This window comes from Cupriavidus sp. 86D6, assembly GCF_057815095.1.
This window is the reverse complement of sequence record NZ_JBYPSB010000010.1, coordinates 147,236-170,071: the sequence shown is the minus strand read 5'-3', so window position 1 is coordinate 170,071 and position 22,836 is coordinate 147,236. Positions and strand designations below refer to the sequence as shown.

The window sequence follows — 22,836 nt, the reverse complement described above, 5'->3', positions numbered from 1 at the left end:
TCCAGGATGGGATGCTGCGTCAGCGCAGCGTGATCACGGCATCCGCCGCCACCAGCCCATCGGGGCCGACGATGAACGGATTGATTTCGAGCGTGTCGAGCCGGTCTCCAATCGCGGCTGCCGCGCGCGATACGTTGACCAGCACGTCGGCCACCGCATCGAGATCGATGGCGGGATGGCCACGGTGCCCGCTGCACAGCGCGGCGGCGCGGCTCTGCGTCAGCATGGCCCGAGCGCGCTGGCGCGACAGCGGCGCGAGCCCGAACGCCATCTGCCGGAAGATCTCCACGGCCGTGCCGCCGATGCCGGCCAGCGCCACCAGGCCGAACACCGGATCGCGCCGCACGCCCACCATGATCTCGCCCCAGCCGCGCGCCATCCCCGCGACGATGGCGCCTTCGAACGGCACCGCATTGCCGTCGGCATCGCGTGCCTGCGCTGCGGCCCGGCGCACCTGGGCGAACGCGGCGCGCACGGCGCCGGCATCGCGCAGGTTCAGCGCCACGCCGCCGATATCGCTCTTGTGCAGGATATGGCGCGAGCAGATCTTGACGGCCACTGGATAGCCGATCGATTCGGCAAGGTCCACCGCCGCTTCGGCATGCTGGGCCACGCCGTGCGGCACCACCGGCACGCCGGCAGCGGCCAGCCATGCCATGGCCTCGGCTTCCGACAGCGCGGTGGCGTCGGGCGGCAGGGCTGGGGGATGAAGAGGCGCGCTGTTGTCCGCGCCAACAGGCGCGTCTGCGGCCGCTTCCATGGCGGCCGCCTTCGCCAGCGCGGCCACGGCCTCCATGGTATGCGCGGGTTCGCGGAACACCAGGCAGCCACGCGCCTCGAGCCAGGCGCGCTTGTCGTCGTCCATCACGCCCGAGATCAGCAACGGTGCGGCGTGGCGGTCGGCTTCGAGTGCGGACACGGTGTCCTGGAGCACGGGCCAGAGGCGCGGCGCATTGACACCGCCGGCCAGAAATGCCGCCACCGCCCCGTACTGGCCGCAGCGCGCCACGTTGGCCAGCGCATCGACGAACACCTGCGGCTGCGCCACCACCTGGCCGGTGACGTCGATGGGATTGGCGGTACTGGCAAACGGGATGGCCGCGCGCAGCGCCTGCGCGGCGGTATCCGGCATTGGTGGCAACGGCAGGCCCAGCGTCTCGGCGCTGTCGGCCATCATGATGCCGACCCCGCCCGATACCGTGACGATGGCCACGGGCGCCACCGCATCGGCGGCCAGGCCCGTTGGCGATTGCCATTGCGCCGGCCGCCGGCCACGCGCCAGCGTATAGCCAAGCCGGAAGAATGCTTCGAGCGTGTGCGCGCGATGCACGCCGTATTCGTCGAACACCGCCTGGTACACGGCGTCCTCGCCAGCCAGGCTGGCGGTATGCGATTGTGCTGCGCTGGCGCCCGCCGCCGTGGTGCCCACCTTGGCGATCACCACGGGCTTGCCCGCAGCGCGGGCGGCGGCAAGCGCGCGGCGCAAGCGCATGCCATCGCGCGCGCCCTCGACATAGGCCAGGATCACCTGCGTCTGCGGATCGTTGGCCAGCCATTCGATCACGTCGGCCACCTGCAGCCCGGCTTCGTTGCCCGTGGTCACCCAATGGCTCAGGCCCAGCCCCGCCTCGCGCGCCAGCGCAAATGCGTACGCGCCAAATGCGCCGCTCTGGCTCACCAGCCCCACGTGGCCGACCGGCGGCACGCCACTGAGCGGAATCGGCGAGAACGTGGCGAACATGCGCTCGCGCAAGTTCATCGCCCCCAGGCAATTAGGGCCCAGCAACTGCACGCCGTGCGCATGGGCCTGCGTGGCCAGTGCGTGCTGCAGGGCATCGCCGCCGCTGACTTCGGCAAAGCCGGACGTGAACACCACGGCCGCCCGCGTGCCGGCCTGGCCCAGTTGCGCCATCACGTCGGGCGCGGCGGGTGCCGGCACGGCCACGATGGCCAGATCGACGGGCTCGCCGATGTCGGCCACGGTCGCATAGGCGCGCAGCCCCTGCACGGTATCGGCGCCCGGGTTGACCGGAAACACGCGGCCGCCGTAGCCGAGTTCGCCAAGCAGGCGAATCGGCACGCCACCCACCTTTTCGGGCTGCGTCGATGCGCCGATCACCGCGATCGATCGCGGGCACAACAAGGGCTGCAGGTCCAGCATGGTGTCTCCGTTGATGACACCGCGGTACGTGCCACGGCGTTCTGTCGTGCGGGCGATCCGGGCCCGCGTCCGGCGGCTAGCGTCCCACGCCGGCCATGTTCTCGATGGCGCGCACCATCTCGCGCAGCAGCGGCGCCACGCGCTTTTCCATCATGCCGCGCCTGACGCGCAGACCCGGCAGCGCGCAGTTGAACAGCAGCGGCCGGTTCAGGTACGTGATGCGCGAATACACGCCCACGCCATGGATGTCCTCGCCGGCATCGCCTTCATTGAGCGTGAAGCCGCGCTTGGGGTAGTGCGCCACGTTGTGGCAGACGGTCTCGTAGCAGACGCCGAATTCCTCCGGACGCTCGGTGCGCGCCAGCATCATCAGCTTCTCGAACTCGCCCTTCGACAGCGTGCAGAGGAAGGCCCGCCCCATTGCCGTGGTCAGCACCGAACGTACGGCGCCCACGGCCGGCCGCGCCGACGTGCCCTCCATGTGCGTGCACGACTCCAGGTACGTCACGTCCAGCCGGTGCGCCACGCCCATCGACACCGCGCCCTCCACCTGGTTGGCCAGTGCCTGCATCAGCGGGCGCGCCAGGTGGCGCACCTGCAGGCCGGCCAGGTAGGGATAGCCCAGCGCCAGCACCTGCGCCCCGACGAAATACTTGTCGAGCTTGGGGTCCCAGTCGAGATATCCCAGTTCGAACAGCGTGCGGCAGATGCGCGACACCGTGGCGCGGGGCAGTTGCAGCCGCTGCGACAGTTCGCCATTGCCCAGCGGGCGCGGATCGTCGATGAAGCAGCGCAGCAGCGCAAACCCCTTGGCCAGCAGCCCGCCGAACGAAGGGTCTTCGCGGCGGCGTTCGGCAATGAATTGTTCGACCGGGGTGTTCATGGGCATGTCGTCTCCTGGATTCCAGTGTGGGCGTCGATTCGGCATCGTGTCAAAAAGCGGAACGCATTTCCATATATTGGAAATCAGGAGCGTAAACCCCGACTTGACGGTGCACGCGGCCGAATCGTAAGGTGCAAAACCGAATCCGAATTCGCATACGGAAAATCGTCATGCAAGCCACCTCCCCAAGTAACGAAACCGCCACTTCCGTATCGGCCTTTCCCCGGGTCGATACGTCGTCGATCCTGCAACCGCCGCGCCAGCGCCGGGCGCGGGAGACCGAGCAGGCCCTGCTGACGGCCGGGCGCCAGTTGCTGGCCGAACGCGACTTCGCGGCCGTGTCGGTCGCGCAGATCGCAGCCGCCTGTCAGGTGTCGGTGGGTGCGTTCTACGGCCGGTTCCGCGACAAGATGGCGTTCTTCGATGCGCTGCGTGCGTCGGTGATGGAGGAATCCGATGCGTCGGTGGCGCGCTACATGGCCGAGCATCGCTGGCAGGAAGCCCCGGCGGCCCAGATCCTCGACAAGACCATGCGCTTCATGGTCAATGGCTGCCGCAATAACCGTGGCGTGATTCGCGCATCGCTCAAGCACGCCACCACGCATCCCGAGCAGTGGCTGCCGCACCAGAAGAACGGGCAGGCGCTGATCGAGCGGCTCGTGATCCTGCTGGTGCCGCGTCTGTCCGGGCCGGCCGACGAAGCCGAGCTGCGCGTGCGGTTTGCCATGCAGATGGTGTTCGGGATGCTCGTCAATGCGGTGCTGAACAATCCCGGGCCGCTGCAACTCGATGACGAGCGCCTGCCCGGCGAAATGGCGCGCATGGTGGGCCGCTACCTGGGCATCGAAGCCTGACGGGCCTGGCCACCCCCGCACCGCTTTCCCTCGCTTCATCCGTCCAACCGCCCGCATCAGCCGCAACCATAGCGGCATGTCTGGGAAGCAGACCGGGCACAAAAAGAGGAGACACACCATGAAGCAAACCACGCTGCCGCGCCGGCGGTGGGCGGCTCGCATCGCCTGCGCGGCGATGTCGTTGCTGCCGCTGGCCGCGCTTGCGCAGGGCGACTATCCGACCAAGCCGGTCCGCCTGGTGGTGCCCTACCCGGCCGGCGGCCTGACCGACACGCTGGCGCGCCAGGTGGCCGACGGGCTGTCCAAACGGCTTGGCCAGCCGGTGGTGGTGGAAAACAAGAGCGGCGCGGGCGGCATTATCGGCACCGATTTCGTCGCCAAGGCGGCGCCCGACGGCTACACGCTGCTGATGACCATTCCCGGGCCGATCACCGCCAACCTGGCGCTCTACAAGAAGCTGCCCTACGACCCGCGCACCGATCTGCGCCCGGTCTCGGACGTGGCGATGGCCCGCACGGTGCTGGCGGTCAACAGCGGCGTGCCGGTCAAGACCGTCAACGAACTGATTACCTACGCGAAGAAAGAGCCGGGCAAGCTGCGCATGGGATCGTGGGGGCCGGGCACGCAGCCACACACCATCCAGGCCTACATGGACAAGACCTACGGCGTTGACATCCTGCATGTGCCGTATCGCGGCGAAGGGCCGATGGTGACCGACCTGCTGGCCGGCCAGGTCAACGTGACGATCGGTTCGGTCACCACGCTGCGCCAGCACATCGCCACCGGCAAGCTGCGGCCGCTGGCCGTGGCCGGCACCACGCGCGCCCGGGCCTTGCCCGACGTGCCGACGTTCGCTGAGGCCGGCTATGGCGATGCGGCCTACAAGATCGTCGGCCCGACAACGCTGCTGGCGCCGGCGAAGACACCTGAGGCCATCGTCGAGCGGCTGGGCCGCGAAGTGGCGTCGCTGGTCAAGACGCCCGAGATGCAGGCAAAGATCGACGAAATGGGCGCCGAGCCGATCGGTAACACGCCGGGCGAGGCCGAACGCGCCTACAAGGCCTACCTGCCGGTGGTGCTGAAGCTGACCGCCGATACCGGCGTGACGCTCGACTGACTTCGCGCCTTTGCCTGCTGCATGCCGCCGTGTGTGCGGCATGCAGCGAAACCATGGCCATCATGAATTCCTGCGGGTCATGCTGGGCCCGCCGGCATCACGCGACTAGAATCGCGCCATATCCTCTCTGCAGATGCCCATATCATGGCCACGCTCTTCCTGGTCCGTCACGGCCAAGCCTCGTTTGGCGCCGCCAACTACGATTGCCTGTCGGACGTCGGCCGCCAGCAAGCCCGCTGGCTTGGCGAATATTTCAAGGGGCGGGATATCACGTTCAAGCGCGTAGTGGCTGGTTCTCTGGTGCGCCAGCAGGACACCGCCACCGAAATCCTGAACGGCATGGGCGCCGCCGGGACCGCCGTGGACACGCACACGGGCCTGAACGAATACGACGGCGAATCGCTCTACCGCAGCTTCACCAAGGGCGCCGATCACCGGGCCCACCAGAACGGTGACTACCAGGATTACTGGCGCACCTTCCGCGCGGCATTCGCGGCCTGGACGCAGGACCAGCTGGCCGGCATGCCCGAAAGCTGGGACGCGTTCGGGGCGCGCATGCAGGCCGCGCTGTCGACGGCCACGGAAGGCGCGGCGCGCGAGGATGCGCTACTGGTGGTCAGCTCCGGGGGCGCCATTGGCCGCGCCATCGCCGACCTGCTCGGCGCACCCACGCAGACCGCCATCGAGCTGAACCTGCAGTTCCGCAACACCGGCTTCTGCGAACTGATCGTCGGGCGCGGCACGCAGCGCCTGCTGAGCTTCAACAACGTGCCGCATCTGGAACACCCCGAGCGGCGCCGCGCCATCACGTTCGCCTGACCGGCAACGCGTCAGCGTTGGGATAGCGCCAGCTTGCCAGCCAACGCCAGGAATACCGTTCCCGCAAACCAGCTGACGGCGCGCTGCACCCGCGCCGAACGCATCAGCACGCGACCGAACAGGCCCGAGAACCACGCGATGGATCCAAACACCAGCAGCGTGGCCGCGATGAAGGCAAAGCCCAGCACCATGATCTGCAGGGCCACGTGCCCCTGTTTTGCGTTGACGAACTGCGGCAGGAACGCCAGAAAAAAGATCACCACCTTGGGATTGGTCAGGTTCATGACCACGCCGCGCAGATACATGTTCCTGACCGGGCGCGCCGCGGCGGCGTCCTTGCCGATGTCGCCCACCGGCGCACGAAACGCCTGCCACGCCAGATAGACCAGATAGAGCGCGCCAACGATTTTCAGCGCGGTGAACGCCACCATCGATGCCGCCAGCAGCGCGGCCAGGCCCACGGCCACCACGGCCGTATGCACCAGCAACCCCGTACACAGACCCAGCACCACGGTCAGCCCGGCGCGCGTGCCGTGCATCGCCGATTGCAACAGGACGAAGATATTGTCGGGGCCGGGCGCCAGGCTCAGCAGCACGGCGATCCCCAGGAAAGGCAGCAGCGTTTCTAACGGTGGCATGCGGGCGCTCCGCGAAATGTGAGACGCCATGGTAGCCCATGGCCGCACGGCGGGCGAGCCACCGCTTTTCGACTGGATCGATCAATCCATTCAAACAATCAATTTATCAGCACAATGCTGCCGGCCTATATTCGAGTCGCCCTCCCGCGCAGGACGGGACGGCCATTCGAAAACAAAGACGAGGAGACATCGATGGATGCACGTGCACATGGGCGGCACGCGGCGGCGCTCACCCTTGCGGCAACGGTAACGCTGCTGGCGGGCTGCGGCGGCAGCGACGACAGTGGCAATGGCGGCAACGGCGGCAGCTCTGCCGGCACCAGTACACCGGCCGCCCGCACGCCGGGCGTGACGCTGAAGATCACCGGCACGCAGGATTTCGCCGGCACCTACGGCAGCGTGGGGCAGTACGAGCAGGTCACCGGCACCGTGAGCGGCGAAGTCGATCCGAAGGACCCCAGGAACGCGGTCATCCAGGACCTGGCGCTGGCACCGGTCAACGCCAACGGCATGGTCGAATACTCGGCTGACTTCGTCATGCTCAAGCCGAAGGACATGAGCAAGGCCAGCGGCGTGCTGCGTTACGACGCGCCGAACCGCGGCAACATCCTGACGATGCCCAACCCGACCGCCTCGCCCAGCGACGCGGTGTACCTGGAACGCGGCTACGTGCTGCTCTATTCGGCCTGGCAGGGCGACGTGCCCAAGTCCACCGCGGCGCGCCTGACCGTGACGGTACCCGTGGCAAAGAATGCCGACGGCACGTCGATCACCGGCACCTATCGCTCGGAACTGGTCCCCACCGCTGCCACGCCGATGATGTCGCTGCCGGGCGGCGTGTTCAACGGCACGATGCTGCCCTACGCGCCCGCCAGCCTCGACAACACGCAGCCCGGCTATTCGCTGACCCGGCGCATCAACGAGACCGATCCACGCGTGGCCATCCCGGCCAGCGACTGGAAATTCGCCAAATGCGATGCGGGCAACCCGTTCCCGGGCACCGCCGACCCCGCCAACGTCTGCCTGCGCGGCGGCTTCGATCCGCAATACCTGTACGAACTGGTCTACGTGGCGAAGGACCCCAAGGTCATGGGCGTGGGCCTGGCCGCGCTGCGCGATACGGTCAGCTTCTTCCGCACCAGGACCGTGGATAGCGCCGGCACGCCGAATCCGCTGGCCGGACGCATCCGGTACGCCATCGGACAAGGCACGTCGCAGTCGGGCAATGCCATGAAGACGTTCCTGCACCTGGGCTTCAACCAGGCGCTGGACGGCTCGAAGGTGTTCGACGGCATCTACGCCCATGTGGCCGCGCGGCAGACCAACATCAACACGCGCTTTGCGGTGCCGGGCGGCGGCGGCGGCCTGCGCACCGACCACACGGCGTTCGGCCAGACCGCGCCGCGCGGGCTCGATGCCAACTACGTGGACGACGTCTCCGGCAAGACCGGCGGTGTGATGGCGCGATGCTCGGCCAGCAACACCTGCCCGAAGTTCTTCCTCGGCTTGTCGGGCACGGAGTTCTGGCAGCTGCAGGGCTCGCCGGTGCTGACCGATGCCAACGGTTTCCGTGACCTGAAGCAGCCCGACAACGTCCGCATCTATTACTACACGGGCACCCAGCACGGCGGCGCGGGCGGCGCCAGCAGCATCGCGTTCGCCCCCACGCGCAATGTCTATCCGGCCGGCACGGTGATCCACCACAACGACACGTTCCGCGCGCTGTTCATCGACCTGGAGGACTGGGTGGTCAAGGGCACGACGCCGCCAGCAAGCCAGGTGCCGGCACTGGCCGACGGCACGCTGGTGCGTCCCGCCAGCCTGACGCTGCCGGCGATGAAGGGCACAAGCTGGCCGGTGTCTGGCGTATCGACGACGATTCCAGACTTCCAGTACCTGGCGCGCTACAACGGCTATCCGCTGCTGGACTTCGGGCCCCAGTACCGGCGCGAGGATGAATCGGGCATCGCCACGATCCTGCCGCCCGCCTATCTGAACCGCGACTATGCGATCCTGGTGCCGCAGACCGACCCGTCCACCGGCATTCCGCGTGCAGGCATCCATAGCGTGGAAGCCCGCGCACCGATCGGTACCAGCCTGGAGTTCAACTACGTGGCCACGGCGGGCATTGTCGACCTGTCCAACCTGACCGGATCGTTCATTCCGTTCCACAAGACCGAAGCCGCACGCATCGCCGTCGGCGATGGGCGCCCGTCGCTGGAGTCGCTCTATACCAACCAGGCCGGCTATGTGGCCGCGGTGACCGCTGCGGCCAACGATCTGGTGGGGCAACGCCTCCTGCTGCAACGCGATGCCGACGCGATCATCGCCCGCGCGGTGGCGAACCCGGTGTTGCCGTAAGGCGGATCGGGCGGCGGTGGCGGTGCCTACATCAGGCGCGCGATTGCCTCCGCCCGGATCGACTCGGCCTTGGCCTTCAGGCGCAGCGCCACGTCGGCGCCGCGCTCGTTGGCCACGCGTTCGATAAAGGCGGAACGCAGCACGTCGTTCAGTGTGGCCACGTGCGAGGCTTCGCAGAACATCTTCCATGCCATCGGCTGACCGCTGTATTCGTCGCGGCGGCTCAGCATGGCGGCGTCGATGGCGGCGACGATGGCGGCATCGCGCACGATCACGGCATTGGGGTGGGCGGCAACGGTCTGGAACATGATGGTCTCCCGGTCGGCAAGTCTGGCGCTGCGTTTCAAATCGTGTTGTCCGATCAGGATCTGCAAACGACATGCCAATATTGCCGGGCCGGCGCGGTTTCCATACCCGCGTTTCAATCGGCGCCCCGCCAGGCCGCGCCGCACGGGCGTTCCTGGAATCGTTACCCCACTTCAGACGGGCGTTTGCGGCCCCTTGCAACGGCTTCCGCCCGACGTTCCACAAACAAAAAAGGCGTTACGGGTTACGTAACGCCTTGCTCGTTTCGGGTAACAGCCATCATGCACGCGCGCCGTCGAGGTACGGATCGAAGGTGCGGGCCGGGGCAGCGGAGACTCCCACGTTATCGAGGCCGGCGACGAAGCGCGCGCCGTCGGTGTACGGGTCGGCATTGCGGGCGCCGTCCAGGTACGGGTCGGCGGTGCGTCCGGGGGCTGCCGAAACGCCTGCCTTGTCCAGACCGGCTACCGTGCGGGCGCCGTCGGTGAACGTATCGGGCTTGCCGACGCGGGCGCCGTCGGTGAAGACGTCGTGCGTGCGGAATTCATAACCATACTTGTCGGCCGAAACCGTCGTGCGGAACGTGTAGCCATACTTGTCTGCCGATACCGTTTCTGCCTGAGCGGCGCCGAGGGCGGCCAGCGACAGAACCAGGGTCGATGCGATCTTGAGGGCGGTGGTCTTGGTCATGATTTCTTCTCCGTAAAAGATTTTGCAGATTTATTCAGTTTGTATGAATGGTCCCGGTGTGCTGTGCCGTCGCTGCTTCTGTCTGCGTTGCGTTGCGCGCCGTCCATGAACAGAACTATAGGCTTGCCGCTTCCGCCAAAAGTGATGCATTCGCGGACAAGTTATTCAGTTTTTTTGAATTCAGGAAACCTGCCATGAAGCGCCGCCGGGCCGACGCCTGGCCGGCGGCCTGCTGCAATGCGCTACAGTGACGCGCATGCTGGCCATCTGACGGCGACCCTTTCCGCCCGCGTCCCTTACATGCACAGCTCGCGCCCCCTTTTTACTGCCCTGACCCGGGCCATGGCCTGGTGCCGTGCCCTTCTGCTGATGCTGCTTCTGAGCGGCCCAGCCTTTGGCGCCGGTTCGCCACTGCTCAATGCCATCAAGGCCCCGGCCGACAAGCCGGCGTCGGCGCCGGCCGCCAGCGCGGCGCTGGCCAGGTCGCTCGACGAGGTCATCGACACGCTACAGAACGATGCCGAACGGCGCGCGCTGGTCACGCAGCTCCAGACTCTGCGCCAGGGCCTGGATGCCTCTGCCCCGGCCGCAGCGGCCAGCGCCCCGGCTCCCGGACTGATTGGCGCGGTGGCGCAAGCGTTGCAGGACATCGACAGCACCCCGCACCGCGATCGTGGCCCCTGGCAATACTGGCGCTGGCGTATCCGCTTTGCCGGCGAGGAAATGCGCGAGGCGATCACGATCGGCCATACGCGGGCTGCCCTGGAATCGTGGCGCGAGTTCGGCATCGTGCTGGCTGGCTGGGCGCTGACGGGCTGGCTGCTGTTCGAGCTGTCGCGCCGGCTGCACCGCAACAGGCTGCGTCCGGCACGCCCCACCCAGTTACCGGTCGTGCCATCGTGGGTCGATGTCGGCATCTATTTCCTGCGCCGGATCGGGCCATGGATCGTCGCCTTCGCGCTGACGGTGCTGCTGGCCTACAAGGTCTTCGGCCGGACGCCCGCCAGCATGGGCGCGGTGCTGGTGGCCTATGCCATCGTGGCCGGCGCGCTGATGTCGGCGGTCTGCCAGGTCATCTTCGCGCTGTTCCAGTCGGGCCACCGCTCCCATGCAGTGCGCGACCTGCTCAGGCATTCGCCGATCCTGCTGTTCGTCACGGGCGCCCTGGCCGCGCTGGGCGAAGCCAATACCGACGCCCGGGTCATTGCCGCGCTGGGCGTGAACCTGTCCGCGCTGGTCAGTACCTTCGCCAATATCCTGGCTGCCGTGCTGATCGGGGTCTTCACGGTGCGGTTCCGCCGGGCCATCGGGCAACTGATCGCCTTCCGCCCATTTGCATTCCGCCAGGAGCATCCGGCCCTGATGGAGTTGTTGCGCATGGCCGGCCAGGCCTGGTACCTGCCCATGCTGGCGGTGGTGGCGGCGTCGGTCATCGGCACCATCATGGCCACCGGGCGTGCCGACGAATTCCTGCGCCGCGCCGTCATTACCGTGGCGCTGTTCGTGGGCGCCATGCTGCTCACGCTGGTGGCGGGCCGGTCACCCAAGGCGTCGGTAAGGGCGCCGCGGCTGCGCGACCGCCGGCGCTCGGCCTACCTGCGGCGCTTTGGCCGCTTCGGGGTGGCGCTGGTACGCGTGATCATCTGGCTGGCATTCCTGGAGCTCAATGCGCGCATCTGGGGGACATCGCTGATGATGCTGGCCGACTCGACCGTGCTGGGGCGCCATATCACGCGATCCGTGCTCAGCGTGATCGGCGTGGTGCTGCTGGCCTGGCTGGTCTGGCTGCTGATCGATACGGCCATCACCCAGTCGCTGTCTCCCACCAACAACCGCGCCGCCCAGCCCAGCCTGCGCGCCAAGACCATCCTGCCGCTCGTGCGTAACGCGTCTTTCGTGGCCCTGCTGGTGGTCGCGATGATTGCGGTGCTGGCCAACCTGGGCGTCAACGTCACGCCGCTGCTGGCCGGTGCCGGCGTGGTGGGCCTCGCCATCGGCTTCGGCGCCCAAAGTCTGGTGCAGGATCTGATCACCGGGCTCTTTATCGTGATCGAGGATTCGATCGCCATTGGCGATTCCATCGAACTGCCCGACCACGCCGGGGTTGTGGAAGGCATGACGATCCGCACGCTGCGGCTGCGTGATGGCAAGGGTGCGCTACACACGCTGCCCTATAGCCAGATCAAGGCGGTCAAGAACCTGTCGCGCGACTACGCGTTCGCGGTATTCAGCGTTTCCATCGCCTACCAGAGCGACTTCGACCGCGCGCTGGAGATCATTCGCGAGACCGGCGCCGAGGTGGCCCGCGACCACCGCTACTCCCGCAACCTGTTGTCCGGACTCGATATCCTGGGCCTGGACCGCTTCGATCCGAACGGCCAGGTGGTGCTTGCGCAATTCAAGACGCGCCCGCTGACCCAGGCCGAGATCTCGCGCGCCTTCAACGTGCGACTCAAGCGCAACTTCGACGCCGAAGGCATCCGTATGGCCGCGCCCTACGTGACCGTGCAGGTAGACGGCGGCGGCAACGGCGCCACGGGCGAAGCCGCCTTGACGGCTGCCGCCGGCGCAGGCGCTGAATTAGTCACCTCGGCAAAAGGCAAAGCCTGAGTTGCGCGACCCAAATGTGAAGACCCGGGCGCCTTGACGGGACGTTGTCGCATTTGCGCCATGGCGGCGCGCGAACTTGGCCGTGAATCGTTTGAAATACGCGTGTCACGGCATTACTATCTCGCGAACTTCAGCAATCCGACGCGGCCACTGCCGCGTGCCCGGATGCCGGAAACGCAGGCGTGGCGCCGGAAAACGGCAAGCACACCCCTCCCTTGGCGGGATATTCCGGCACCGTGTTTTTGCAGGATCATCGCCGTACACATTGCCGAGTTCACGCGCTCCCAGTCAATCCGGCCCGGCACTGTGATGACATACAAAAGAATGACCGCGCCTCGACGCAGCGGTCTTGAGGAAAAAGGCGTTTGCCACCGGGGAAAAAAGAAATGGGCGAACACTTGTCTGCCGACGACGTCTTCTATCGTCTGGTCGATTGCATCTATGAATCTGCCATGGACGTGGCGGCCATGCCCGCGGCGCTCGACCTGTTTTCCGACTACACCTGTTCCGCCAGCCCGAGCTACCTGATATGGGACAAGCTTGCCGGCAAGGCACGTCTGGGGGTCACACCACACGGCTGCTTTACCAGCACCAGCACCATGCCCGAAAGCATGCGGGCGCTGCCGTCGCATGCCGCGCTGGCGGCCGCCACCGCCGACGCCGGCATGCTGCCGGGCCCGGATGCGGAAGGCCCGACGCCGTTCGACTGCAACGGCCTGGCCAATGGCATCCGTCTCTTCGACACGCACGATGTCTGCGTCTGGATGAGCGCAACCCCCGGCTGCGACAGCTGCCGTGCGGTCGATTGCAACCAGCGCGTGGCACAGGTAATGCCGCACTGGGCACGGGCGGCCCGCATGCAGCACCGCAATTTCGAGCTGAGCGGGCTGGCGTCAATGGGGCTCGCGGGGCTGGACACGCTGGATTTCGGCGTGATGGTGCTGCAGGCCGACATGCGGGTGCGCTACGCCAACAGCTGGGCCGAAGCCCTGGTGCAGGCGGATTCCAACCTGGCGCTCGACAACGGCGTGCTGAGCGCGCATCCCGAATCGCTGCAATCGGTACTGACCAGGCTGCTTGACGGCGCCGTGCACGGCGGCCGCCATGGCGATGCCGCGGCGGGCTCGTGGATGCATATCACCTCGGGCGGCCAGCCCGTGCCGATCATCGTCATGCCGCTGGTATCGCGCCAGCCGGTCGAAGGCCCGTGGCAGCTGCCGATGGCCATGATGCTGCTTGGCAACTCCGAATCGCGCTCGGTGCTGGATGCCGGCGTGCTGACGTCGCTGTTCGGCCTCTCGCGCAAGGAGAGCATCATCGCCATCCGCCTGGCGGCCGGCGAAACGCTCAACGAGATCGCCGAACGCGAATTCCTGTCACCGCATACGGTACGCGTGCACATCCGCGATACGCTGCGCAAGACCGGCACGCACCGCCAGTCGGAACTGGTGCGCCTGCTGCACTTGTTGCCGGGCGTGGACCTGGAGCGCGCGGGCGCCTGCTCGCCGGCCCGGCCGCGTGGCCAGGCACGGTCCCGATAATCTTTCCCGGGAAGTCCCCGCCCTTCCGGCGGGGACCCAGCCATGAACGCTAGGCAGCCTTGCGATGCTGCTGGTGGCGGCGCTCCGGCTTGCACTCGTACTTGAGCTCGCGCCGGCCGTCCTCGTAGACCACTTCCAGCCGCACCGTAAAGCCCCATAGCCGTGTGACGTGGCGGATCACCTCGTCGAAGTTCTGCGCCAGCGGACGGCGATCCTGCTGCAGATGGCGCAGCGTCAGCGAGCGGTCGCCCCCGATATCGACATTGGTCACCTGGATATTCGGCTCCATGTTCGACAGATCGTACTGGGTCGCCAGCAGCCGGCGGATCTCGCGATAGCCTTCGTCGTCGTGGATGGCCGTCACGCGCAGCTTGCCCTCGCGATCGTCGTCCAGCACCGAAAACAGCTTCAGCTCGCGAATCACGCGCGGCGACAGGAACTGCAGCAAGAAGCTTTCGTCCTTGAAATTGCGCATCGCAAAGTCGAGCGTCTGGCGCCAGTCGCTGCCGGCAATCTCGGGCGCCCAGCGCCGGTCTTCCTCCGTCGGGTTCTCGCACATGCGGCGCAGGTCCTGGAACATCAGGAACCCCACCGTGTACGGATTCAGGCCGCTGTAGTACGGGCTGTGGTACGGCGGCTGGTAGATGACGTTGGTATGCGCCTGCAGCAGTTCGAGCATGAACGCATCGTTGACCAGCTTTTCCTCGTACAGCTGGTTGATGATGGTGTAGTGCCAGAACGTGGCCCAGCCTTCGTTCATGACCTTGGTCTGCCGCTGCGGATAGAAATACTGGGCGACCTTGCGCACGATGCGCACGATCTCGCGCTGCCACGGCTGCAGCTTCGGCGCGTTCTTCTCGATGAAGTAGAGCAGGTTCTCCTGCGGCTCCGGCGGGAAGGTTACCTCGTACTCGGCAGCCTCCTCTTCCTCCCGCAGGGCGTGGGGCCGGTGCTTGGGCAGCGTGCGCCACAGGTCGTTGACCTGCATCTGCAGATAGTTTTCGCGTTCCGCCTGCCGCGCCTGCTCTTCGGTGATCGACAGCTTCTTGGGCCGCTTGTAGCGGTCCACACCGTAGTTCTGCAGCGCGTGGCAGGAGTCGAGCAGCATTTCGACTTCCTGCTCGCCGTATCGCTGCTCGCACTCGGCCACGTAGTTCTTGGCAAACAGCAGGTAGTCGATGATCGCGTCGGCGTTGGTCCAGGTGCGGAACAGGTAGTTGCCCTTGAAGAACGAGTTATGGCCGTAGCAGGCGTGCGCGATGGTCAGCGCCTGCATCGGCATCGTGTTCTCCTCCATCAGGTACGCGATGCAAGGATTGGAGTTGATCACGATCTCGTAGGCCAGCCCCATGTAGCCGCGCTGGTAGCCGCGTTCGGACGCCAGGAAGTGCTTGCCGTACGACCAGTGGCTGTAGCCGACCGGCAGCCCCGCCGACGCATAGGCGTCAAGCATCTGCTCGGCCGTGATGATCTCGATCTGGTTCGGATAGGTGTCCAGCCCGAACTCGCCGGCGATGCGGGCGATTTCACGGTCATACCGCTGGATCAGCTCGAAGGTCCACTCCGAGCCCGTAGAAAGATAGGCCATAGACTTCCCCAGTGACATGCCGGCCCGCGCCGCGCGCAGCGCCGGTTTGCTGCCGAATGCCCTGCTATCTGGCGGCCGGCCAGGCCGCGCGTTTCTGGAACAGGTCGTGCAACACGGGGTAGATCTCGTCCGCACCGATGATGCGCTGCATCGCAAAGTGCTCGAACTGGTTCTTTACCGTGAGGTACTCTTCCCAGAGGTTCTGCGGCTCTTCCGAAGCCACCTCCACATATGCGTAGTACTGCACCAGTGGCAGGATCGACTCGCGCAGCAGGCGGCCGCACAATTCCGAATCCCCTGCCCAGTTATCGCCATCCGACGCCTGGGCGCAATAGATGTTCCACTGGCTGGGCGGATAGCGGTCATGAATCACATCGACCATCAGCTTCAGCGCGCTTGAAACCACGGTACCACCGGATTCCCGGGAATGGAAGAAATCCTCCTCCTCCACCTCCTTGGCCACCGTGTGATGGCGGATGAACACCACGTCGATGCGCTCGTAGTTCCGCTTCAGGAACAGGTACAGCAGCATGAAAAAGCGTTTGGCCAGGTCCTTGCGGCTTTCGTCCATCGAGCCCGACACGTCCATCAGGCAGAACATCACCGCCTGCGCCTGCGGCCGCTTCTTGAGCACGCGGTTGTTGTAGCGCAGGTCGAGCTTTTCGATGAACGGCACGCGGTCCACCTGGGCACGCAGGTGACGCATCTTCTCCATCAGCGCCTCGGCCTGTTCGGAGTATGGCCCTTCCTTCTCGAGCACCTCGTTGTACTCGATCTCCAGTTCGTGCAACCGCTTCATGTAAGGGCTGGACAGCGCAATGCGCCGCCCGAGCGAACTGCGCATGGTGCGCAGGATCGACAGGTTCGATGGCGTGCCGTCGATCGAGAAGCCGGCGCGCACCTTACGCACCTCGGCAATCTTAGCAAGGTGGCGCTTGGCCAGGTCCGGCAGCGCCATGTCCTCGAAGAAGAAATTGAGAAAGTCCTCGCGCGACAGCGTGAAGACGAAATCGTCCTCGCCTTCGCCGCTGTCGCTGGCACGTGACCCGGTGCCGCCACTGCCCTGCTGCTGGCGGTCGAAGCTGTCACCCCGGACGAATTTCTTGTTGCCGGGATGAATCCACTCCCGCTTGCCGCCCTGGCCGTGGTGGAAGATCGGCTCGGAGATGTCCTTGACCGGAATGGACACCTGCCCGCTCTGCTCGATGTCCATGATCTTCCGGCCGGACACCGCCTTCGCCACCGCCTGCCGGATCTGCTCGCGGTAACGCTTGATGAAGCGTTGCTTGTTGACGGCGCTCTTGTTGCCGCCGTTCTCGCGCCGATCGATGACCGTACCCATATGCCGTCTGTCCGCCGTGGTAAGAGACGCCAGGAAAAGCGCGCCGTGGATAAAGACCGCGTCCGGAACCGGTTACGATGATTTCCTGACGCGCAGATACCACTCCACCAAAAGCCGAACCTGCTTGGGTGTATAGCCTTTCTCAACCATGCGGTTGATGAAGTTTTCGTGCTTCTCCTGATCCTCGCGCGACGACTTGGCATTGAACGAGATGACCGGCAGCAGGTCTTCCGTGGTGGAGAACATGCGCTTTTCGATCACCATCCGCAGCTTCTCGTAGCTGGTCCAGACCGGGTTCTTGCCCCCGTTGTTGGCACGGGCCCGCAGCACGAAGTTGACGATCTCGTTGCGGAAGTCCTTCGGGTTCGAGATACCGGCCGGCTTTTCCACCTTCTCCAGTTCGTCGTTCAGCGCATTGCGGTCCAGGATCTCGCCGGTATTCGGATCGCGATACTCCTGGTCCTGGATCCACAGGTCCGCAAACACCACGTAGCGGTCGAAGATGTTCTGGCCGTATTCGGAATACGACTCCAGGTACGCGGTCTGGATCTCCTTGCCGATGAACTCCACGTACGGGGTAGTCAGGTACTCCTTGATGTACGACATCAACTTGGCTTCCTGCTCCGGCGGGAACTGCTCGCGCTCGATCTGCTGTTCGAGCACGTACAGCAGATGCACCGGATTGGCCGCCACCTCGGTATTGTCGAAGTTGAATACCTTCGACAGCACCTTGAACGCGAAGCGGGTGGACAAGCCGTTCATGCCTTCGTCGATGCCGGCGTAGTCGCGATACTCCTGATACGACTTTGCCTTCGGATCCACGTCCTTGAGGCTCTCGCCGTCATAGACGCGCATCTTCGAGAAGACGTTCGAGTTCTCCGGCTCCTTGATCCGGGTGAGCACGGCGAACTGCGCCATCATCTTCAGCGTGTTGGGCGCGTTCGGCGCCGCCGACAGCGAACTGCTGCGCAGCAGCTTGTCGTAGATCTTCACCTCGTCGGACACGCGCAGGCAGTAGGGCACCTTGACGATATAGATCCGGTCAAGGAAAGCCTCGTTGTTCTTGTCGGCCTTGAACGTCTGCCACTCGGCCTCGTTCGAGTGCGCGAGGATGACGCCATCGAACGGAATCGCGCCAAAGCCCTCCGTGCCCTTGTAGTTGCCTTCCTGCGTGGCGGTCAGCAGCGGGTGCAGCACCTTGATCGGCGCCTTGAACATTTCCACGAACTCGAGCAGGCCGCGATTGGCCAGGCACAGGCCGCCGGAATACGAATAGGCATCCGGATCGTCCTGCGGGAAGTCTTCGAGCTTGCGGATGTCGACCTTGCCCACCAGCGACGAAATGTCCTGGTTGTTCTCGTCACCCGGCTCCGTCTTCGAAATGGCAATCTGCGCCAGCACCGACGGCCGCAGCTTCACCACACGGAACTTGGTGATGTCCCCGTTGAACTCGTGCAGCCGCTTGACGGCCCATGGCGACGGAATGGTATTCAGGTAGCGCACCGGAATGCCATAGTCTTCCTCCATGATCTTGCCGTCCTCTTCGGGCGAGAAGAGGCCGAGCGGCGATTCATGGATGGGCGAACCCTTGAGCGCGTAGATCGGAATCTCTTCCATCAGCGCCTTGAGCTTCTCGGCCAGCGACGACTTGCCGCCTCCGGGGGGCCCAAGCAGGTACAGGATCTGTTTGCGCTCTTCCAGGCCCTGCGCCGCGTGCTTGAAGAAGGAGACGATCTGTTCGATCGTGTCTTCCATCCCGTAGAAGTCGCGGAACGCCGGGTAGACCCGGATAACCTTGTTGAAAAACAGTCGGGACAGGCGCGGATCGTGGTGGGTATCCACCAGTTCAGGCTGTCCGATAGCGGCGAGCATGCGTTCGGCGGCAGTCGCGTAGGCAGAAGGATCCTTCTTGCAGATCTCCAGGTATTCCTGGATGCTGTATTCCTCTTCCTTGCGAGCTTCGAAGCGCGTGGCGTAGTGGCCAAAAATGTCCATACCTCACTCCCGTCAGAGTCCCACGTCCGAGGCGAAGGTAGTTCTACTCCCTTAAGACTTCGCGGCAACTTTGCTTTCCGCCACCCCGGCTTGGTGGAGTTGCCAAGTTGCGAAGTCTTTACTTCATCATAGTCAAATAACGGTGAACGTGAATCCCGAGTTGACTTCAGTTGCCTGTCGGTTCAGTCGCTCCGATGCACCCTCAAGCCATGCACGCATTGCGACTGCACACTCGTTTCATCACCCCGCCGCGACGGGCCATCGACCATGCTTGTGACACACATTACACCTTTCGAGTGCGTCCTGCACAGCGTGTTGTGTAACGATCAATCAAATCCAGAAACATCTGACAGGCGCTGTCGGCAATGCTCCTACACCCATGTCGCCGCTGGGGATGGATGACCTTTCCGCCCTGCTCGTCCAAATGCACGATATGCACCGCTTTCCGCATATCGACCTGCGCAATACCCGCTTCATGGTGCCGTGCATTGGCCCACGCCGCCAACTGCTGACGGGTGTCTTCCTCAAGCTGCCTGTGCGATATGCCCCTGCGCGCATCATGGCTGCCCAGCGCGTCATCCGCTGCGACCACGCGTCGCACCCATCAGCACTGTCCGACCTAGAGTGCCAGTGGGCAGACGCACGCATGCACCGATTTAGCGTTGGAGCCCGGCCCACATCGCACAGTCAGAGTGCGTGAGGCCCCCGTGAACGGGGGATGAGCAGAATGCGTGCCACGCGCGGGCGAATTGCTGCACCGCAGCGCGTGGCGAAGAGGGTGGCGACGTCGAGAAACGTCCTTAGGAAGGCCGACAGCAGGGGGTCCGGATCAGATCGGGTCCCAGTTGATGACGTCGGGCGACCGATCCAGCTTGAAGAAACTCGAACGCATGGCCGGCATGGCGATCTCGGCGACGGTTTCAGGGGTCCAGCCCTCGCTGGTATGCACCGAGCGCACCGGACGCGGCTGGCTCATCAGCATGATCTCGTTGGCGCGTACGGCAAAGATCTGGCCATTGACCTCGCTGGCCGCATCGCTGGCCAGGAACACCGCCACCGGTGCGATCTTGCCGGCCTCCATCTTCTGCAGGCGCTGCACGCGGGCCTTTTCCTCGGGGGTCTCGGCCGGGATCGAGCTGGTCATGCGGCTCCAGGCAAAGGGGGCGATGCAGTTCGAACGCACGTTGAAGCGCGCCATATCCAGCGCAATGGATTTGGACAGCGCGGCAATGCCGAGCTTGGCCGCCGAGTAGTTGGCCTGGCCCAGGTTGCCGATCAGGCCCGACGTCGACGTCATGTGGACGAAGGCGCCGCTTTCCTGATCCTTGAAATAGTTGGCCGCGGCGCGGCTCACGAAGAACGTGCCGTGCAGATGCACGTCGATCACCGAGCGCCATTCCTCCTCGTTCATCTTGAAGAACATGCGGTCGCGCAGGTTGCCGGCGTTGTTGACCACGGCGTCGATGCGGCCGAAATTGTCGAGCGCGCACTGGACGATGGCATTCGCGCCCCCCCACGAGGACACGCTGTCGGTATTGGCCACGGCCTCGCCGCCGGCCGCGCGGATTTCCTCCACCACGCGCTGCGCCGGCCCGGCATCGCCGCCTTCCCCGCTCATCGACACACCCAGGTCGTTCGCCACCACGCGCGCACCGGCCGCGGCCATGCCCAGCGCGATGCCCCGGCCGATGCCGCCACCTGCGCCCGTCACCACCACGACCTTGCCTGCCATCATTCCACTCATCTTCGACTCCTTGCGTGCGAGATTGCCGGGTTCCGGAACGTCACCCGTTCTATTGCCAACGCGGATACGATAAATTGTCGGCGGAGTTTCTGGAATTCACGAATGACAAAAGTGGGCTTCACGCTCGCTGAACCCATGCACTACGACCTGACCGACCTGCGCCTCTTCCTCAACGTCGGCGAAACCGAGAACCTGACCCGCGCTGCAGAACGCAGCTTCCTGTCGCTGCCGGCCGCCAGCTCGCGCATCAAGCAGCTGGAAGAGGCCTTCCAGACCCAGCTGCTGATCCGCCAGGTCAAGGGCGTGCGCCTGACGCCGGCCGGCGACGAACTGCTGCGCCACGCCCGCGAGGTGTTCCGCCAGCTGGAATGCCTGCATGCGGACCTGCGGCCCTACGCCAAGGGCGTCAAGGGCCGCGTACGGCTGCTGGCCAACACCACGGCCACCAATTCTTTCCTGGCCAACGGCCTGTCGCGCTTCCTGTCCGAGAACCCCGATGTCGACGTCGAACTGGAGGAACACCTGTCCGCCGATATCGTCTCGGCGGTCGGCAACGGCGCCGCGGACCTGGGCATCGTGGCCGGCGAGGTGGCCACGGCCGACCTGGACACCATGCAGCTCTGCAGCGACGAACTGATCGTGATCGCCCCGGTCAACCATCCGCTGCCGGCCTTCAAGGCGCTGCATTTCGCCGATCTGCTCGACACGTGCCGCTTTGTGGGACTCAACCAGTCGTCGGCCATCCAGTCGTTCCTGGACCGTATTGCCAGCGGCATGGGCAAGCGCATCAGCCTGCGCATCCAGGTGGGCAGTTTCGATGCCGTGTGCCGCATGGTCGAGGCCGGCGCGGGTATCGCCATCGTGCCCAACAGCTGCGCACGGCGCTACGCCAGTCGCAAGGTGCTGCGCTTTATCCGGCTGGAAGACGACTGGGCCCGGCGCGAGCTGCGCCTGGTGCGCCGTCCGGGCCGCGAGCTGCCGCAGTTCGCGGAAACCCTGATCCGCTATCTGGCCGACGCGGCGCGAGAGCCGGTGTAGCTGGTTTTTTGGGGGGCTCCCCTCTCCCACGATGCGGGTCAGTACACGCGGGAGAGGCGAGACAACCCTCCGGACCGCTCAATCCGCGCGGACTCCCGCTGCCTTGATGATCGGCGACCATTTGTCGATTTCCGACGCCAGCCAGCTGTGCAGGCCTTCGGGCGTCTGCTTGTCCGCCGGCACGATCACCGCGCCCAGATCCTTCATGCGGGCCACCACGGCCGGGTCCTTGAGCGCCGTGCGCAGCGCGCCATTGAGCTTGTCGATCACGGCCGGCGGGGTGTTCTTCGGCGCATAGACCCCATGCCAGACCTTGACCTCGAAGCCCTTCAGCCCGCCCTCGCGCAGCGTGGGCGTATCGGGCAGCGCCGGAATGCGCTCGGCCGTGGTCACGCCGTACAGCTTGACCTTGCCCGACTTGATATGGGGCAGCGTCTGCGTGGTCTGGTCGCAGAGGATGTCCACCTGGCCACCCAGCAGCGCCGTCAGCGCCGGTGCCGTGCCTTGGTACGGAATCGTCTGCAGGTCCACGCCAATCGCCTTCTGGAACAGCATGCCGCACAGCTGCGACACGGCGCCCAGGCCCGCATTGGCCAGATTCACCTTGCTCTGGTTCTGCTTGATGTAGCTGACCAGCTCCGGCAGCGTATTGGCCGGCAGGTCGTGCCGGCCCAGCAGCGTCATCGGCACATCGGCCACCTGCCCCACGAACGAGAAATCGGTCAGCGGCTTGTATGGCAGCTTCGAGTACAGCGCCGGGGCCGTGGCCATGCCGTTGTGGTGGATCAGGATCGTATAGCCATCCGGTGCGGACTTGGCCACGTAGGCGGCCGATACCGTACCACCGGCGCCAAGCCGGTTTTCCACCACCACGCTCTGGCCGAGCGATTTCGACATGGCCGCCGCCACCGAGCGCGCCACCACATCGGTCGGTCCGCCCGCCGCGAACGGCACGACCATCGTGATCGGCCGCGACGGATAGGCGTCCGCCGCCCGTGCGATGCCTGGCGCCGCAACGGCCACGGCGGCTACCGCCAGTGCGGCCCAGGTCACGGATGCTGAAAGTTGCCGGTAGAACGTCATTCACTGTCTCCTGTCTGGTCTGCGCGTATGGCACGCGTCTGGTTGTTCTGGAATCGTGAGCCGCAG

Annotated in this window: 17 protein-coding genes; 7 read left to right on the top strand and 10 right to left on the bottom strand. The window is 65.4% G+C overall.

Annotated features, from left to right (window positions below; all coding sequences use genetic code 11):
• Window positions 1-19: 19 nt before the first annotated feature.
• Together AC3G88_RS21045 and AC3G88_RS21040 are read right to left on the bottom strand one after the other, a co-directional pair.
• The gene (locus AC3G88_RS21045; RefSeq protein WP_488773755.1) at window positions 20-2,161 is read right to left on the bottom strand and encodes an acetate--CoA ligase family protein; all 2,142 of its coding nucleotides are present in this window, start codon (window positions 2,159-2,161) and stop codon (window positions 20-22) included.
• A 76-nt stretch (window positions 2,162-2,237) separates the two neighbouring features.
• The gene (locus AC3G88_RS21040; protein WP_400393069.1) at window positions 2,238-3,044 is read right to left on the bottom strand and encodes an IclR family transcriptional regulator; all 807 of its coding nucleotides are present in this window, start codon (window positions 3,042-3,044) and stop codon (window positions 2,238-2,240) included.
• 170 nt (window positions 3,045-3,214) lie between these two features.
• Between AC3G88_RS21040 and AC3G88_RS21035 the strand changes: the two genes are divergently transcribed.
• From AC3G88_RS21035 to AC3G88_RS21025, 3 genes are all read left to right on the top strand, one after another.
• A complete protein-coding gene (locus AC3G88_RS21035; protein WP_488773756.1) occupies window positions 3,215-3,898 on the top strand; it encodes a TetR/AcrR family transcriptional regulator in 684 nt (227 codons plus the stop codon).
• 118 nt (window positions 3,899-4,016) lie between these two features.
• On the top strand, window positions 4,017-5,015 hold the full coding sequence (locus tag AC3G88_RS21030) for a Bug family tripartite tricarboxylate transporter substrate binding protein (protein ID WP_488773757.1): 999 nt from the start codon (window positions 4,017-4,019) through the stop codon (window positions 5,013-5,015).
• A 144-nt stretch (window positions 5,016-5,159) separates the two neighbouring features.
• The gene (locus tag AC3G88_RS21025) at window positions 5,160-5,834 is read left to right on the top strand and encodes a histidine phosphatase family protein (RefSeq protein WP_488773758.1); all 675 of its coding nucleotides are present in this window, start codon (window positions 5,160-5,162) and stop codon (window positions 5,832-5,834) included.
• An 11-nt stretch (window positions 5,835-5,845) separates the two neighbouring features.
• On the opposite strand, the gene AC3G88_RS21020 is transcribed toward AC3G88_RS21025, so the two are convergent.
• Window positions 5,846-6,472, bottom strand: coding sequence for a LysE family translocator (locus AC3G88_RS21020; RefSeq protein WP_488893820.1), 627 nt, complete (start codon window positions 6,470-6,472; stop codon window positions 5,846-5,848).
• A 192-nt stretch (window positions 6,473-6,664) separates the two neighbouring features.
• Between AC3G88_RS21020 and AC3G88_RS21015 the strand changes: the two genes are divergently transcribed.
• Entirely contained in the window at window positions 6,665-8,833 is a 2,169-nt protein-coding gene (locus AC3G88_RS21015; RefSeq protein WP_488773760.1) for an alpha/beta hydrolase domain-containing protein, read from the top strand.
• A gap of 26 nt (window positions 8,834-8,859) precedes the next feature.
• On the opposite strand, the gene AC3G88_RS21010 is transcribed toward AC3G88_RS21015, so the two are convergent.
• Both AC3G88_RS21010 and AC3G88_RS21005 read right to left on the bottom strand, forming a co-directional pair.
• The gene (locus AC3G88_RS21010; RefSeq protein ID WP_092597303.1) at window positions 8,860-9,141 is read right to left on the bottom strand and encodes a DUF7696 family protein; all 282 of its coding nucleotides are present in this window, start codon (window positions 9,139-9,141) and stop codon (window positions 8,860-8,862) included.
• A gap of 277 nt (window positions 9,142-9,418) precedes the next feature.
• The gene (locus AC3G88_RS21005) at window positions 9,419-9,829 is read right to left on the bottom strand and encodes a hypothetical protein (protein WP_400393055.1); all 411 of its coding nucleotides are present in this window, start codon (window positions 9,827-9,829) and stop codon (window positions 9,419-9,421) included.
• A 369-nt stretch (window positions 9,830-10,198) separates the two neighbouring features.
• Here AC3G88_RS21005 and AC3G88_RS21000 point away from each other — a divergent pair, with 369 nt between their 5' ends.
• Together AC3G88_RS21000 and AC3G88_RS20995 are read left to right on the top strand one after the other, a co-directional pair.
• Window positions 10,199-12,439, top strand: coding sequence for a mechanosensitive ion channel family protein (locus AC3G88_RS21000; protein WP_488773761.1), 2,241 nt, complete (start codon window positions 10,199-10,201; stop codon window positions 12,437-12,439).
• Window positions 12,440-12,825: 386 nt separating this feature from the next.
• Window positions 12,826-13,980: a helix-turn-helix transcriptional regulator gene (locus AC3G88_RS20995; RefSeq protein ID WP_488773762.1), complete on the top strand. Its 1,155-nt coding sequence runs from the start codon at window positions 12,826-12,828 to the stop codon at window positions 13,978-13,980.
• Window positions 13,981-14,029: 49 nt separating this feature from the next.
• On the opposite strand, the gene AC3G88_RS20990 is transcribed toward AC3G88_RS20995, so the two are convergent.
• From AC3G88_RS20990 to AC3G88_RS20975, 4 genes are all read right to left on the bottom strand, one after another.
• Window positions 14,030-15,568, bottom strand: coding sequence for a SpoVR family protein (locus AC3G88_RS20990; RefSeq protein ID WP_488773763.1), 1,539 nt, complete (start codon window positions 15,566-15,568; stop codon window positions 14,030-14,032).
• A gap of 64 nt (window positions 15,569-15,632) precedes the next feature.
• On the bottom strand, window positions 15,633-16,910 hold the full coding sequence (locus tag AC3G88_RS20985; RefSeq protein ID WP_400394709.1) for a YeaH/YhbH family protein: 1,278 nt from the start codon (window positions 16,908-16,910) through the stop codon (window positions 15,633-15,635).
• A gap of 72 nt (window positions 16,911-16,982) precedes the next feature.
• Complete coding sequence (locus AC3G88_RS20980; protein ID WP_153947107.1) at window positions 16,983-18,905, bottom strand: PrkA family serine protein kinase; 1,923 nt, start codon at window positions 18,903-18,905, stop codon at window positions 16,983-16,985.
• Window positions 18,906-19,734: 829 nt separating this feature from the next.
• A complete protein-coding gene (locus AC3G88_RS20975) occupies window positions 19,735-20,649 on the bottom strand; it encodes an SDR family NAD(P)-dependent oxidoreductase (RefSeq protein WP_488773764.1) in 915 nt (304 codons plus the stop codon).
• 135 nt (window positions 20,650-20,784) lie between these two features.
• Between AC3G88_RS20975 and AC3G88_RS20970 the strand changes: the two genes are divergently transcribed.
• Complete coding sequence (locus tag AC3G88_RS20970; RefSeq protein ID WP_488893824.1) at window positions 20,785-21,687, top strand: LysR family transcriptional regulator; 903 nt, start codon at window positions 20,785-20,787, stop codon at window positions 21,685-21,687.
• A gap of 78 nt (window positions 21,688-21,765) precedes the next feature.
• Here AC3G88_RS20970 and AC3G88_RS20965 read toward each other — a convergent pair whose 3' ends face one another.
• Entirely contained in the window at window positions 21,766-22,770 is a 1,005-nt protein-coding gene (locus AC3G88_RS20965; protein ID WP_488773765.1) for a tripartite tricarboxylate transporter substrate-binding protein, read from the bottom strand.
• Window positions 22,771-22,836: the final 66 nt, after the last annotated feature.

What these genes read in the sequence shown, in the direction of transcription:
- AC3G88_RS21045 (WP_488773755.1), bottom strand. Translation starts at nt 2,161, where the DNA reads ATGCTGGACCTGCAGCCCTTGTTGTGCCCGCGATCGATCGCGGTGATC.
- AC3G88_RS21040 (WP_400393069.1), bottom strand. Translation starts at nt 3,044, where the DNA reads ATGAACACCCCGGTCGAACAATTCATTGCCGAACGCCGCCGCGAAGAC.
- AC3G88_RS21035 (WP_488773756.1), top strand. Translation starts at nt 3,215, where the DNA reads ATGCAAGCCACCTCCCCAAGTAACGAAACCGCCACTTCCGTATCGGCC.
- AC3G88_RS21030 (WP_488773757.1), top strand. Translation starts at nt 4,017, where the DNA reads ATGAAGCAAACCACGCTGCCGCGCCGGCGGTGGGCGGCTCGCATCGCC.
- AC3G88_RS21025 (WP_488773758.1), top strand. Translation starts at nt 5,160, where the DNA reads ATGGCCACGCTCTTCCTGGTCCGTCACGGCCAAGCCTCGTTTGGCGCC.
- AC3G88_RS21020 (WP_488893820.1), bottom strand. Translation starts at nt 6,472, where the DNA reads ATGCCACCGTTAGAAACGCTGCTGCCTTTCCTGGGGATCGCCGTGCTG.
- AC3G88_RS21015 (WP_488773760.1), top strand. Translation starts at nt 6,665, where the DNA reads ATGGATGCACGTGCACATGGGCGGCACGCGGCGGCGCTCACCCTTGCG.
- AC3G88_RS21010 (WP_092597303.1), bottom strand. Translation starts at nt 9,141, where the DNA reads ATGTTCCAGACCGTTGCCGCCCACCCCAATGCCGTGATCGTGCGCGAT.
- AC3G88_RS21005 (WP_400393055.1), bottom strand. Translation starts at nt 9,829, where the DNA reads ATGACCAAGACCACCGCCCTCAAGATCGCATCGACCCTGGTTCTGTCG.
- AC3G88_RS21000 (WP_488773761.1), top strand. Translation starts at nt 10,199, where the DNA reads ATGCTGCTTCTGAGCGGCCCAGCCTTTGGCGCCGGTTCGCCACTGCTC.
- AC3G88_RS20995 (WP_488773762.1), top strand. Translation starts at nt 12,826, where the DNA reads ATGGGCGAACACTTGTCTGCCGACGACGTCTTCTATCGTCTGGTCGAT.
- AC3G88_RS20990 (WP_488773763.1), bottom strand. Translation starts at nt 15,568, where the DNA reads ATGGCCTATCTTTCTACGGGCTCGGAGTGGACCTTCGAGCTGATCCAG.
- AC3G88_RS20985 (WP_400394709.1), bottom strand. Translation starts at nt 16,910, where the DNA reads ATGGGTACGGTCATCGATCGGCGCGAGAACGGCGGCAACAAGAGCGCC.
- AC3G88_RS20980 (WP_153947107.1), bottom strand. Translation starts at nt 18,905, where the DNA reads ATGGACATTTTTGGCCACTACGCCACGCGCTTCGAAGCTCGCAAGGAA.
- AC3G88_RS20975 (WP_488773764.1), bottom strand. Translation starts at nt 20,649, where the DNA reads ATGAGTGGAATGATGGCAGGCAAGGTCGTGGTGGTGACGGGCGCAGGT.
- AC3G88_RS20970 (WP_488893824.1), top strand. Translation starts at nt 20,785, where the DNA reads ATGCACTACGACCTGACCGACCTGCGCCTCTTCCTCAACGTCGGCGAA.
- AC3G88_RS20965 (WP_488773765.1), bottom strand. Translation starts at nt 22,770, where the DNA reads ATGACGTTCTACCGGCAACTTTCAGCATCCGTGACCTGGGCCGCACTG.